3 protein-coding genes and 1 pseudogene are annotated in these 15,581 nt (G+C 41.2%); all 4 read left to right on the top strand.

The features are described 5' to 3' along the window. The first annotated feature begins 201 nt into the window (after positions 1-201). Positions 202-1,224: an AAA family ATPase gene (locus BUA40_RS13970; RefSeq protein WP_072801460.1), complete on the top strand. Its 1,023-nt coding sequence runs from the start codon at positions 202-204 to the stop codon at positions 1,222-1,224. Positions 1,225-1,230: 6 nt separating this feature from the next. Next, positions 1,231-1,656, top strand: coding sequence for a hypothetical protein (locus tag BUA40_RS13965; RefSeq protein WP_143149824.1), 426 nt, complete (start codon positions 1,231-1,233; stop codon positions 1,654-1,656). A gap of 17 nt (positions 1,657-1,673) precedes the next feature. Continuing rightward, the gene (locus BUA40_RS13960; RefSeq protein ID WP_083585439.1) at positions 1,674-2,945 is read left to right on the top strand and encodes an FISUMP domain-containing protein; all 1,272 of its coding nucleotides are present in this window, start codon (positions 1,674-1,676) and stop codon (positions 2,943-2,945) included. Positions 2,946-3,030: 85 nt separating this feature from the next. Continuing rightward, a pseudogene (locus tag BUA40_RS13955) lies at positions 3,031-15,581 on the top strand (hypothetical protein); the annotation flags it as partial.

The following is a 15,581-nucleotide window of genomic DNA, read 5'->3' as shown; positions in this document are numbered from 1 at the left end:
CAGCGCCACCGTGCGCGCCTACGAAAAGAAGTACGGCCCGCTCGACATCGGCGTGAACACCGCCCCGGCGGCAGCCCCTGCCGCTCCCGCGGCCGTCAAGGCCACTGGCAAGTCGGCCAAGTAACGCCCGCCCCGACCGCCCCCCAAGGTCCAATCTCTTTGGGGGAGGGGGAGGAGGGAATTTCTTAAAGAAGCAGAGTCATGAGAGTAAAACGACTAAGGATTGAAAACTTTAGAGGAATCCGAAATCTCGACCTTTCGTTCGGGGATTCTGGAATAGTCGTTTTTGTGGGTGGCAACGGTGCGGGCAGGACGACCGTGCTTGTCGCGATGCAGTATTTGTTCTCGTGGTATGTGGCCCGCCTGAAAAGCCCGAATGGCAAGGGAGTCCAGCTGGATGAATGCGACATCACCAATGGCCAGCCCTATTGCTTCATAGAAATTGAGGTCGAAGAACACGACAAGACTGTTCGCTGGTCGCTATTCAAGAAGCGAGCTTCTTACAGGAAACCCGTTGACAGGCTGGCCCGCAGGGCCGAACTGAACCGTTTCGTTGACTCCAAGATGGAAGTCTTTGCGGACGGCAAGGAACACAACTTGCCCCTGGTTAATTTCTACTCCGTCAACAGGGGTGTCGATGCCGTGCCCTTGCAAGTGCGCCAAAAGTTCCAACATGGCCCCCTGGATGCCTTTGACTGCAATCTGAACAACTCTGTCAATTTCCATTCGTTTTTCCAGTGGTTTCGAGAACGCGAGGATATGGAAAACGAACTCTACCGTGAACTGGGCGAGATGTTCATTGGTGAATTGCAGCTTGTTACCGTCCGTTCTGCAATCAGGAACCTTTTGCCGGGTTACGACAAGCTCCGCGTAAAGCGCGACCCGCTTTCGTTCGTTGTCGTGAGGAATGGCAAAACCACCAACTTTAGTCGGTTGTCGGATTGCAAAAAGGCTTATATCGCGCTGGTGGGCGACATTGCCCGCAGGATTGCAATGGCCAACCCGCAAAGCGCCTATCCGCTCGAAATGCCGGCCATTGTGATAATTGATGAAATCGAGTTGCACCTGCTCCCCAAATGGCAGGTGGGTTTGGTGGAACGACTCAAGGAAACATTCCCGCAAGTGCAGTTCTTTTTGACGACGCAATCGAAGCATATCGTGACCGGTCTTAAAAAATCGAAAAGTGATACCCTTGTTGCCCTGGATAGGGAAGTAGAAGGATAGATTCAAGTGCCCGCGGACAAGGAAAATCTGTTTATAATCGAGTCGCTGGAACGGCGTCAGATGATGGATGGCGCACCGGGCGACATCGTGCTGCCGGGCGGCATTGAACAGCCCGAAGCCGTTATCGAGGCCCCGGCGGTGATTGGCGAGATAGAACAGCCCGTCAATGTGACCCCGACCGACGCCGACTTCTTGACCAGGGCGAGCATCAAGCAGCTTGCAAATACGGAATTTGTCCGTAACCCCGAGACTGGGCTTTATGTGGCAGAAGATTCCGGCGAAATAGTCAAGTCCGTAAACAAGGACTTGATAATAAACTCTCAGAAAAATTTTGAAATACAACAGTCCGCACCGCTGAGCGCTGCGGACATTCAAGCCCTGCTCTCTATAGACCCGGACAACCTGGGCGACAGTGGCAACATAAAAGTTTAATAACAGGAGAATGGATAATGAAAACGATAAAGAAACTCGGCTTGGTGAGCGCTGTAGCTTTTGCAATGCTTGCGTTCTCGGCTTGCGATGACTCTTCGTCGGCTAGTTCCGACGAAACCAGTACTTCCAGTTCATCGGTAGAAACTTCTGATTTGGATGAGTCGTCATCTTCTGTTGACAGGAAGTCGTCAGGAAATGAATCTACAGAAAAAGGCAAGTCTTCCAGTAGTGTCAAGGGCTCAGAGCCTGTCGAAGTATCAAGTAGTTCCGTGAAAGAAACAAAGAACTCATCTGACTCCAAGAGCTCAAGTTCTGTAAAGACTAGTGATTCTTCTAGTAGTAACAAGGATAAGTCCAGTTCGTCGGTTAGTTCGTCTTCGAGTGAAATTTCCGTATCTTCTTCTAGTTCTAAAGATGTAATGGGGGGACCTTGCCCAAAAGAAGGCTTAAAGAAAAAAATAGGAGATGAATTCGCCAAATGTGTAGATGGTGTGTGGGTCGTTTATCTTCCTCCCTCATCTAGTTCCGTCGCCCATAGCAGCAGTAGCCGAGGCTATGAAGCCTTGCCGAGTCCTTTACGTTATAACTTGAGTTATGGTGAATATGAAGACACTCGTGATGGAACGAAGTATGCGACCATTGAAATAACGAATAAGTACGGTCCGGACAGCATTCCTAAAATCACTTTTACAGTTTTTGCGCAGAACCTAAAATACCATGAAAAGATAACGCTTGGTGCAAATGAACAGGACGATGACGACAAGGTTGAAATGTATTGCTATAACGATAGCGTTGAATATTGCAACGACTGGTGGGGCGGACTCTACCAGTGGGCCGAAATGATGGCGCTGCCGTATGAGTGCAATAGCAAGAGCTGTGCCGACCTGATAGATCCCGACCATGATGGGTTCCACCAGGGAATTTGCCCGAACGGTTGGCACTTGATTACTAAGCTGGAAATGCTCGCCGTATCTTATGCGACAGGCGGAAGCACTTATATCGAGGACAGAATGAGTTCACTTGCTTCGGAAGTATCTTTTTCGGTAAGTATAGGTTTGAATACATCTGGAATGAGTTTTGTTGCTGCTGGGTATCGGGGATATGATTACGAAAAACTTATAAATAATGTTTTTGTAGGTAAGAATAATGCTGCTTCTTATGACTATCCAGAAGAGTATCCATCGCGTGAAGATAGATGCAGAGGGGGAGGAATTTCAAAATATTCATCATTTGATTCCGCTTGTGAAAAAAAATGGGGAGCGAGTGTTCGCTGTGTAAAGAACTACTAAACCATCATAAGTTATTACTTCATCTTTAAGGATTCAGCGTATGTCTAGAAAGAACAATAGAATGTCTAGGAAAGATAATTGCAACGTGTATAAAATCGAATCTCTTGAAAAAAGGGAAATGCTTAGTGCCACGGCTGAAGATGCTGCTGTAGATTGGATTAACCAGCAGCTAATAACTGAAATTACTAATAATATTAGCCTTTCCGAAAATGAATCAGTAAAGCATAATGGGTCAAATCTCTCTATAAATGACCTTATTAGCGGTTCTTTTGCGTTGACTTCGTCAGATGTTCAATTGACAAAACAGGGAAATACGGATTATTACGATGTTTTGCTTTCTGATGACATAAATTTTGAATCGATATCATTGAATAACTTGTCTGTAGATGTTGGTGGTCATACCATTTCTGGGTTGAATGGACTCGTAAATACATCAATTTCTTTTGACGACCTGCAACTAGAAATAATTGAGGATGACGGGAACTTCTCTGTTTCAAGTAAACAATATACTGATATCAGTCTGAATTCTCAAATTTCTATTGATGAAGCGGCAAATGCAGGTTTGAATGATGGATATCTTGGTCTTGTCGAACAGACGGATTCCTTGGAAACATCGGCAGACATCGAAATAGATGTTGCTGCAAACCAATCAAATTCTAGCATTGATTTGAGTTTTGATTTAGAATTTGATACTGACACAAATTCGATTGTCACTTTCAATCCGGACATGAAGGTGACATCTGTTACAACTGCTTTTAGTTACGATGGTTTGACATTTAGAGACTCTGTTGATCAGTCAATCAGAAGAATTGAAGAAGCCTTTGATTTTTTCAAAGACGGAACTAGCGAATTTATTAATGGCGTTAAGGTAGGAAACACCGTCGTCGAATGGAACTCTTTTGCTGAAAATATTCTCCATTATGCTGCTGCTGCGTATGTTGCAAGGCAAGTTGCCGCAAGTAATTCTACTGATATAGGCGATGTCTTTGATGAAATTCTTGATAAAACATCTTGGAATACCTTTGATGACAATAGTTTGACTATTTCTAATAATCAACTTGTATTGAAGAAGACTTTCAATGGAAATTTGAATTTTGATTTGCTTAATGTTTCTGCAATACCCGTAGATATGGAAATTATACTCAACTTGTCGGATTCGGGTGTGACGGTTGATAAGATTTCTGCATCAATCAGTGAAACAGGTATTTCGTTTGATACAAATTTTGGATTATTTGATGGTCGTGTGGAAAATGCTTCTGTGAATTTTGACCTTGATGTTGTGTTTAGAGATGGAGAATATTCGATAGGTAATATCAGTGGATCTGTTTCCTCTAATGCGGCGAAAATTGTTTATAATGATGCGTCTTCTAATTCCGAAAAAGAATTTGTTGTCTGTGATGAAAATTCACCATTGTCAATGGAATATGATTCCGATGAAGGTGTATGGAAGTTTTCAAGTAACTTAAACAAGTACACATCAATTACGGGGCTTACCGTTGCTAATGAATTTGAAGTTATAATTAGGGCAATTGATGGGGCTGTCCAAAAAATGGTTGCAGAAAACGTAAGTTCAGCCCTGAATTACAAAACGAATGCGAATATTTTGGATGGTTCTTTGAGTGAATATGTCAAGTTCCTTGATGAATTTAAGGACACTTTAGATGGATTGACTGTAGCTGGCGAATATGGAAATATCGCGGCATTTGTCAATTATGACGGACTGAATTCGAAATTGCAAGAGATTCTTGGTGATACAACAAAACAGTTTGTTGAAACAACTGTTGTTGACGGAAATATCTCTGTCAAGATTAATTTTAGTAAGACAGCTTCTTTTGATTTTAGCAATAGTAATATCTTGATGGACTTATCGAAGGCTATGGAAAATATTGAATTGTCTTCGAATGCAAAGTTTGATTTTACAGCTAGTGGAACTCTTGGATTTACGATAAGTATTTCATTTGATAATGCTGACGTGACAGCAAACACTCCGTTTACCCAGATTTCTCAGAATTCAGTTTTGCAAAATACGCAAGCGCTTGAATTGGTTGAGGGCGAAATCTTTTTACCATGCGACGCTAAATGGACTTTGGTGTCAGGAAATAATCTGACATCACAGATTCTTCCTCCTACAACTGCGACAGAATCTTATACTAACGCTCAAACGATTGCGTCCGTGCTAAATGCTCGAAATGCCTCCTCTCCCTATACATATAGTAGTATTGATAACAAAAAAATAGTTGTTTATTCAGATTCTATTTTTTCAATTCAATCTGAAAGCGGTGCTAACGCATTCTCTGCTTTGGGTTTTTCCAATGCCAAAGGCCATTGGGCTCGAAAAATTACCGGTGATGTAGAAATTCAGATTAATGGAGTGTCCCTTTCGCTTGAAACTAACGGGTTGACTGAAAAATCGTTAGCCGATTATCTAAATGAACAACTTTCGGATTTAGAGAAGTATAAGGTTGATTTAGGTCTTGATGGTGTAAATGATAAGTCATGGTCAAGTGAATATGGCCTGTATGCTGTCTGCCTTGATAACAATATGGTTCTTGTTGTGTGCGATAGTAGTCGAGCAAATTTTGCAATAGATAAGACTACTCAAGAAAATTTGGAAAATAATTTCAAACAAAATGCTTCAAATGCTGTATTTTTGTATATATCCTCGAATTTAGAATACAAATCGAAAATAGAGTCTAGTTTTTCCATAAATTTAGGGAATGACTCAATTATGATAAACAACGATGAGAAAATGCAGACCTTTTCATCGTTGTCGTTGATGGCTAAGGAATTAAACAAAGAACTTGCTGAAGGGACTCTAAATGGCAAAGTTGTTGTCGTTGTAGAAAATGATTCTATAATCCTTAGAACGAGCTCCTCTGAAAACCTGTCTGCACGATATCTTAGTTCTTCTACGAATTGTCCCGCATATGCTGATGGAATATATGAATTTAAAATAAATGATGAAGGTGTTGATGTTGATTTATCTAATGCAAATACAATCAATGATGTTTGCAATATAATTAATGTCGCCTTGACTCAGCTGCAAAATATAAGCGTTCAGTTAGCGTTTGTTGATGGCTCGTTTAAATTCTCTAGTACGGAGTTTTTTACAATTGCATCTGTATTGGATTGTGATTTACTAAAGGTGCTGGGTTTTGGCAATAATGCTGTTGCCGTAAAATACGGAAATTCAAACGATTATGTTATCAAGGGGGCTTCTGTTGGGTGTCAAGATTTAACAAATCGATTTAAATTTAGTGTTGACGAACTTGAACTTAGTCTAAATGCTTCTATTGGTGGGTTGTATGCTGAATATGGAGAGGATTCTAATTTAGATGATTCTAATGCTGAATCTTTTGTTGTTTCCGGTTTAAAAGCAGCTAGTAACAATGTGAATGATTACGTTGGAACCTTCTTGAAGATAACAAATACTTCGGGTGTTTTTTATTTTGAAGTTGTGTCTGCTCAAATGGGACAAAATGGCTTAATGTCCATTAGTATTAAGCCTGAAGCGAAGAATGATGAAAATAAGGTGATAGATGTTTTTGATTTAAATGAAGGAAAAATTCTATTTGTTAAATTAGATAATCCGGCTGTTTCTCTTAACGCCAATTTTGTTGAAGCTTCTGTTTTCGCTTCTGGTGGATTTGCACTGAATGTATCTTATCCACAAAAGACCAATAGTTTCCAGACAAATAACAATGACTTCCTAACGGATTTGTTGAGCACATCAGTTGATGTATCTGGCTCCATTGATTTGGATGGCTATTTGACCATTGGAAATCATTCTTCACTTTTTAATATTGGCTGTGTTGCAGTTTCACAAACCGAAGGGCTTGATGTATCTGGCCTAAGCATCGATTCGTGTAACTTGTTGAAAAATCTTGATGATTTTTCAATAGAAACAGTTCTGTCTATGCTGGAGAATGTTGCAAAACAGGCGAAGACCGCTATTTCTAAACTAGATGTATCTATTCCACTGGTAAACAAACGTGTTAATGACATCGTCAAGGTCGGCGAGAATCTTTCGCAAATTGTTGCGGAACTTCGCAATTCCGATGCGTTGAGCGTTCAGACCTTACAAAAACTGGTAAACAAGTTCCTTCTTGATGCGAGTTTCATTGAAAAAGCGGTCAATTATTCTGAAGATAATCCTGTGTATGTGGGGGGCCTTGTTTTAAGTGTTAATGCGCTTAATCAACTAGAAGTATCCTTTTCTCTGAATAAATTCATTAACGAAAGTTCTTCGTTTAGTTTGGGAAAACACCTGAGCGGTGCTGCAAAACTGGTTGTTTCCGGTGGAATCTCCGTTGATATGAAAGGACACTTTGAGGGAACGTCTTTTAAACTTGACCGGGAGATTTATGTTGATGCAAACATTGATTTGAGAGTCGATAAGCCTTCGTTTGACTTGAGTATTCCTGAACTGAATGTAAATGGGGTATTACATGTTGGAACGAATAAAAATAACGATAGCCCATCCTCTTTGAATGCGAAATTTATTGTCGCTGCGGGTATTGGAGACAAAGGCGAAACATTGGCAAATATCAGTGGAGAATCCTTTGGTTTTGGTTATGCCTTTGACTTAGAAGGCGAACTCTTTGTTTATGTGGGTGATTCCTATCTTGGAAATATAAGCATCGACAAGTATATTGACGGAGTGAAAATTGCGTCTGATTTAACGAACCTGCCGGATGTCAGGATTGAAAATGATGGTGCTGTAGAGTATAAAAAAATATCTCAAACGGATTTCGTCCTAAAAAAGTTGTCGACAGATCCAATCCCAGAAACTGGCGCGGTATTTGTTGTTGATATTTCAGGGATAATGGATGCTGTTGGTGATTTTATCAATAATCTCACAAATGGTAATCTTTATGAGAAATTGAAATTAGCAGTTTCTGGGTTGGATTCGTTCTTGGATATCGTTGACACGACAATGAATGATGGCTTGGCGAATAGGTTGAAATCGCTGCCTGTTGCCGGGAATGCCTTGAGTGCTGGAGCCGATTTCATTGAAAAAATGCATCAATCAGTAATTGAACCATTGGCGAACCTTGTGTATTCTTCGCCTGATTTAGATGCCAAGTCCATGGCGAGTTATTTTGTCAAATGGCTTGAAAGTTATATAAATCTCGATCTCATTAATCCGGATGACCAATTTAATGTAAATGCCGTGCGTCAAGATTGGACTAATGCTGGAAGTGGTGTTTACTATCGTAGTGAAATAACAGAAGAAAATGAATGCGCCGAATGGTTTTTCACTTTGGCGGATGAATATAAATTCGGAACAAATCTTGACTTTGATTTGGGGTTCCCTGGTCTTGGCTTAAAGGGGCAAGGCGGAGTAGGGTTGAGCTTTCTTTGGCAGTTGAACTTTGGTATTGGCATTTCTCAAGACAAGGGTTTCTACCTAATCTTGCCTGATGGTGATGAAATGAAAATCAAAGTCAATGTCAAATTGAATGAAACTGGCGAAGAATCTACAATAACAGGCCGTTTAGCTGGGCTTAGTGCAAAATTATCGAATAAGATTGAAAACTCTATTGTAGACGAACTTGCAGAAGCGTCGTTAAATATTGATCTTAATAAGAATGAAGACGAAAATATAGGTGTAGAAACTAAATCAATTGGTGAAATCCTGTCAAATGCTCCGAGTGTTGCCTTTGATGCTTCTGTAGAGTTGAAGTATGCAATAGAGGTTGGTGTTATAGGTGGTAATGGTGTTTCTGCCAGATTTCCCAATATTACGGGAGTCTTCGAATTTGCATGGGGCCTTGACACCGGTGTTACTTCTTTAGGCTTCTCTTCCTTGAAGATAGACCTTGGCTCCTTTGTAAAAGGAACGCTTGGGTCTGTAATCTCTAAAATTAGGACGGTCCTTGAACCTGTTGAACCCATTATTGAATTCCTGACATCTCCGTTCCCTGTTCTTGATGATTTGGGATTGAGTATTTCTCCACTTGACCTGGCGAAGATGTGTAATCCTGATATAAAGGTTGATTTCATCTATGCCATGCAAGATTTACTTGTGTTGGCAAATAAAATTGAAGGCTTAAGCGATGTGAATGGAATTGTTTTGCCTGATTTGCAGTTGATTAAAGGCAAACTTGATAGCGAAAAAAGTGTTTCAAATGCATTTTTAAATGGATCTGGAAAACTTTCTGCAATTACAAGCAATATTGAAAACTACTTTGACAAATTTGACGAATTCAAGCAGACATACGGAATTTCTAGTTTAAATGAATTGAAAAACCTGTTTACGGAAGAAATGAATAGCCATGTTGATTCTAGTGGCGTCAGTGCAGGCTTTACGTCAACCGGTGGTGGCTGGGAATTTTTCTGGGATAATCCGACTGAAATTTACAAATTGCTGCTTGGCGAAGATATCATGCTTGTCAAGTACCATATGCCAGAATTAGATTTCAATTTCAACTGGGACCAATTTTTCCCAGTGGTGGGTCCGCTCGGTGTTCGGGCCAGTGTTACATTTGGCGCGAAAATAGATTTTACCTTTGGTTACGATACCTTGGGAATCCGTCAATGGGTGAAAAGCGATTTCAAGGATGCTGAAAAATTGATGAATGGCTTTTACCTGGATAATAGTGATGGTAAACCTGAACTCACGTTCTATGGAGGTCTGGGGGCATCCGCTGAACTTAATGTGGGGGTAAAAGCTGGTGTTGGTGGTGGCGTGGATATAAATATATATCTTGACGCTTTTGACCCGAACAAGGATGACAAATTACGTATTGGCGAAATAAAAGAGATTATCGAAGAACTTGGGGCTTTAAGTTTATTTGACGTAAGGGGCGAAATAACAGCCCAATTGTCAGCATACATAAAGTTTTTATTCTATACAAAACGTTGGGATATAACCAGTAAGATAACGCTGTTTAGTTTCGATGTTAGTCACGAAATGCTTCCCGTTTGGGCTAGTGAAAGTGACGGCAATGTCATTGCGAATGTGGGTGACAGTGCTGAGTCTCGAATTAACGATACCTCAAATAGAAATGAAAAGGTAACTTACATAATAGATGGAGATAAGGTCTCTTGGGAAGAAGGTTCAACGAAGGAACTTCAAGTTGCGAGTGGAAAAATTTTTAAAATCGATGCTAAGGACGGCAGTGATCAAATCACGTTAAAGTCTAAGGGTAAGAAACTAGCAACCATAAATATTCTGATTGATGCCGGTGAAGGCGACGACATCATTGATTTGTCTGGTTTGTCTATTGATAGTTCTCATTACGTAATTATTGTTGGCGGAGCAGGCAAGGATAAGATAAGGGGGGCCAAGGGCAAGAATATTGTTTTCGGTGATAACGCCGTGTTTGTCTATAACAAAAATGGCGATATTGTAGGAATTCAGGAAGTTCCCGTTGATTCGGGAAATTCTGGGGATGACTATATTGATTTGAGCGCCAGTACTTCGGAAAATATCGTCTTTGGTGGTGCCGGAAACGATCAAATTCTTGGGGGCACGGGAAATGATATTTTGGTTGGAGATGGCGGAAAGATTAGTGTAAACTTTGACGATTCTTTTGCCAATGCAATAATTTCCCATACCTCGCTAAGCGGTGAAGGTGGAGATGATATCATTTACGGAAATGATGGCTTTGATAAGATTTATGCCGGTGCCGGAAACGACTCTATAGATGGTGGTGCTGGCGATGATATAATTCATGGCGAAAAGGGCGACGACCGCATTTGGGGCGGCTCTGGGAACGATGAACTTTATGGCGAGGCTGGCATGGATGTACTCGTCGGAGATTCAAGTGACAACCTTGACCTGTCGGGATTGTTTGGAAGCCAGATAAAGTCTGTCATAGCGCAGGAGTTTCTCGAATCTTATAAATTCAATTCAGACAATTTATCCGTCGCATTACTGTCGCTGGACACGTGGTTTGGCGTTACAACTCCTTCCGATAGCGACATAGCTGATGACGACAGAATCTATGGCGGGGAAGGTCAGGATGTGCTGATTGGAGGAGCCGGAAACGACCATATCGAGGGCGGCGTCGGCAACGATATAATCCATGGCGGTTCTGGAAACGATAAACTTTATGGAGGCTTGGATAACGATGTTGTTTATGGCGGTCTCGACAGTGATTTAATTTATGGCGAATCTGGAAACGATACTATCTATGGTGATAATGGCCTTGTTGGTATGAGCATCCCATCGACCTCTGGTCTCGATGCGGAAATTACATTCGGAATAAACCTTGGATTGCTTGGGAAAATTTATCCTGATGCCCAAAGTGAACTTGGTAACGATGATCAAATCTTCACTGGTTCGGGAATGGATTTTGTCGATGGACAAGGCGGAAATGACGAAGTTACCGTAGAATTTATGGGTGATAGCACTCTAGGTTATGCGAATGTATTTGATAGCGGAGAATCTTCTGGTGATACACTAATTGTTAACGGAACAAATTACAATGACAAATTGCTTGTGCGTGCATCTGAGTATGGCGTTGGTTTTGTCGCGTTAGTTCCGAATATTGATATAGATAATGCCGTAAATAATACCAATCTGGAACGAGTTAACTTTTCGTCAAAAGCAGATTTTGTTCAACTGAATACTGGCGATGGAAATGACCGCGTTTCAATTGATGGAACCGTTACCGATATGTCGATTAACGGCGGTGCTGGCAACGATTCGTTCCAAATAGGTCAATTGTATGAATCCAGGCGAAATTCTGTTGCAAATGTTGCTGAGAACGATCTCTTTAATACCGTCCGCACATCAGATGGATACCTAAGTGAGGGCGTTGGACAGAATACATCTTTAACCCTTAATGGTGAAGAAGGCGAGGATAATTTCAACTTGCTACATAGTGTTGGAGATACCAATATGTTTGGTGGCGCCGACAATGATACATTTACTATTAATGGCTTGTCTTATGATGAAGAGCCCGGAAAGACCGGAACCGTTGAAAATGGTTCAATTGGCATAGATGGTGGGGCCGGTATTGATAAGATGATAATGAATGGCACCCGTGGCGATGACACATTTGTTTTGACCGACAAGGGCCTGATTAGTGATATTGCGGCGGTTGATGCTGTTGGTGTAGAGGAAACACTCGTAAATGCTGGTGATGGAGATGATCTCTATTATGTAATCAGTAGCAAGGCAGATAACGCTATTGAACTTAATGGCGGTAATGGTAATGATACTGTAGCTGTTGGTGGGATGCCCAAACAGTCATTTAAGTCCACCAATGTTGAAGGAATGACTGAAACAGTTACATTTGCGATGGGTGATGATAAAATTATTGACAGTTTTACAATTGTTGATACCGAAGAACCTGTTGTATTTTTGCAAGATGCGAATGGAAACTTTGTTTCGAAAGTGTCAGTAGTTGAAGGTCAACGGTCTGGTGCTATTACGGTTGGCTATGCAGGTAATTTAGCAGATGGTGAAGAAATTGAAGTCACGATTAGTATTCCTCGCGTGTCAAAGAATGCTTTGCAGAGTGGCAACCGCGGTATTGGACTTTCTAAGGATGGATTGTCTGCTTGTGAAAATACAATTACTTTGAGATTGACAAGTGCTGGTGATTCCGCTACGGGAACATTCTATGTTCACGCATTAAGCGATTTACTTGCTGAGGGAGCTGTCTCGACAGGTTTGATTATAAAGTCAAGGAAAATTGATGCTTCTGGAACTTCAAACAATTTGAAACAGGTTTCAATGACCGTTGAAGTGTCTGATGAAAGTGCTTCTGTCTCGGATAACAAGGGCTTGATTGCTAAAACTTCGTCGTATAATTTAGATGTAAATAATCCAATTATTGAGTTAGAAGACGGTTGTGCAGGAATAGAGCTTGTCTTTATTGATGGTTTGACAAGAAGTCTTGTAAGCGAAGTTGATTATTCAATTTCTGGCAACTCGCTTACTATTACAAATGATGAACTGAAAGCATTTTTGTCAACAATTAGTCAGCCGACTTTATATGTTCATTATCGCTTAAGTGAAATGGCTGTTAGTGGGAGTAGCATCAGTCTTGCTTATAGTTCTTTTGATGAAAATGAAGATTTCTGCGTGATGTTGGACTCCTTGCAAATAGGAAATAAAGCTCAAATGGGCGCAGGAACTTATAGTAGTGACTATTATTATGTTCTTAGCGGTTCAACAATAACATTCTATAGCGCTACAACTCAACGTCAGGTTGCGGTAAACGGAAATGTTTCTGTCGTTGCAACAAAAAAATTACAACTTGATTCTGTGAAACCACTCATAGATAATGTTGTTGTGGGAAGTGCTTTTTCTGTTAGGAAGAACCAGATAAAGATATACGAGTCTACAGAAACATCTAAGGATGATGCTGATGCTTCTTCCTGCATTGAGTACACGATTACATTGGCCGAAAAATTGACTGAAGGTGAGACGGCGGACATTGTCATGCATTTAGATGAACTCCAAAATGTGTATGTAGATGGCGCAGTCCAGAATGCAGATGGGTCCTATACTATTCATTTTGAAGGAATTGGGGTTGATACAGCTGTTGTTAGAATATATGCATTAAATGGATGCTGTGACCCTGCAAAAATGGCAAAAAAAGTTGTGCCAGAACATACTAAGGACATTAGCGAAATTCGTGGAAATATTGTCGCAAATGGCTTTGGTGAAGCCGGCGGAATTGATGCGGGAGACACGATTGTCCTTACCTATAATCACAAATTGACGAACGATCATGAGGCTACATCTGAAAGTAATACGCGAATTGATGGCGATGTGTTCGGAAACCAAGTAGCAGAAGATCCTAATGCGGAAAGTGGTAATGTTGATCGAATTATCGTCAATAATCAGGAATCTTCCCTTGCTCGTTCTGAAACAACCCTAGAGAGTGTAAATGATGCTGGCGAGGAACTGAACACGGAATCTCTCCTATTTACCAATAGTGATCTTGCGCAGGGCAAAGGTATTACGGCGAATGAAATGGAATTTGCCGAGTTTAACTTAGGTAAAGGAAAAGATCAAGTTGACATTTCGAAGACCCTTTATCGTGAAGACGGATTCCAGACATTTACTGTGGTGAATACCGGTGACGCCAATGATTTGTTGGATGCATCTGAGTATGATGACCAAGTCGTTGTTGAAAGTTATGGTGATAAGGATGGAACGCTGGTTTTGAATACCCAAAGCGGCAAGGACAAAATTGTCGCGACTTCTGACGAGATAACGAAGGATGGTATCATTGCCTTTGGTGGCAATGGCTCAGATGAAATAGATGTTGCACAGGGTGTGATTGCTTTCGGCGACAAAGGCAACATTCTGTATAAGAATGCGGCAGGCGCGTCCGTGACGAATCTCGGTTACGATATTGGAGGAAACATTATCTACACTAGAGTTGAAAAAGATGCCCAAGGAAATCTGCAGAAACAAACGGATGGTGTGGCTAGAGGTGCAAGTTCCATTAAATCTGTTCAACCTTCTGAAGGCAATCGTGATATTATTACTGCTGGAGGAAAAGACAGCGTTGTAGTCGGTGGCTATGGAAATGACGATATCACGATTAATGGCGCAAATAATGTAATTCTTGGAGATAATGGTGAAATCAACTATAGTTCTAATGAAACGACAGATACGACTTGGAATAACCAAGACGGTCTTGAATCTTATATCTCTAGGGTAAAGACGATAGAAAATGGAATTGGTGATGTAGATAATATTGAGATTACAGGTTCTGAAAATATCGTTATGGGTGGAGACAAAGGTGATTTCATCAATATTGGAGAATCTGGAGTAGAAAATAGCGGGAAAAATAATGTTGTTCTTGGTGATGGCGGAGAATACGAAGTTAATAATGATAAAACCAGTGTGAAAGTCACAACCGATGATGACTCAATTGGTGGTGCTGACGAGATTAATGTCTATGGTGGTGGAAACATCGTCATGGGTGGCGCTCAAGGTGATGAAATAACCATTGGTGAAAGTGCTTCCTCAAGCAGTAATGAAAATGTTGTTCTTGGTGATGCCGGTCGATATGAATTAAAGAAAAATGAATCGCTGGAAATTCAGACGAAGAATGATTCCATTGGTGGCGTAGACTCTATTAAAATATATGGTGGAGACAATGTTGCCATGGGTGGAGCCTTTGGTGATACGATCGAAATAGTCGGGACAACTAATGTTGTACTTGGTGACGGAGGCCTTGCTGAATACGATAAATCTAACGTCTCTAATATGGTAAATTCTGGCTTGCAGAAAGTTGAAACACAGGCTGATGCTGAAGGTGGCGTTGATGATATTGACATTCATGGCGACAGAAATGTTGTGATGGGAGGGGCCTATGGTGATGAAGTTGATATTGACGGTGCTGACAATGTTGTTGTTGGCGATGGTGGTAAATATCAGGTTGAAGAAGACTATCGTACCATTGAAACAAGGTCGGAACATGATGGTGGACATGATACTATAAATACAGGAAATGGTCGAAATGTCGTAATGGGTGGTATGGATTCTGATGAAATTACTACGGGCAATGGAAACGATATTATTCTCGGCGATGGAGGCTTTGCTAAAGTAGATAATGACTTTAATGCGCTGATGGTCTCCAACGAGGGTTACAATGTTGGAACCGACCTGGGAACGGCCGGTGTCGATGACATTGATGCGGGCAACGGTGACAATGT

The sequence above is a fragment of the Fibrobacter sp. UWT2 genome (assembly GCF_900142545.1).
In the GTDB taxonomy this organism is placed as follows: Bacteria; Fibrobacterota; Fibrobacteria; order Fibrobacterales; family Fibrobacteraceae; genus Fibrobacter.
Note: the sequence above shows the minus strand (reverse complement) of the source record. Positions and strands in the feature narration are given on the sequence as shown.

What these genes read in the sequence shown, in the direction of transcription:
- BUA40_RS13970 (WP_072801460.1), top strand. Translation starts at nt 202, where the DNA reads ATGAGAGTAAAACGACTAAGGATTGAAAACTTTAGAGGAATCCGAAAT.
- BUA40_RS13960 (WP_083585439.1), top strand. Translation starts at nt 1,674, where the DNA reads ATGAAAACGATAAAGAAACTCGGCTTGGTGAGCGCTGTAGCTTTTGCA.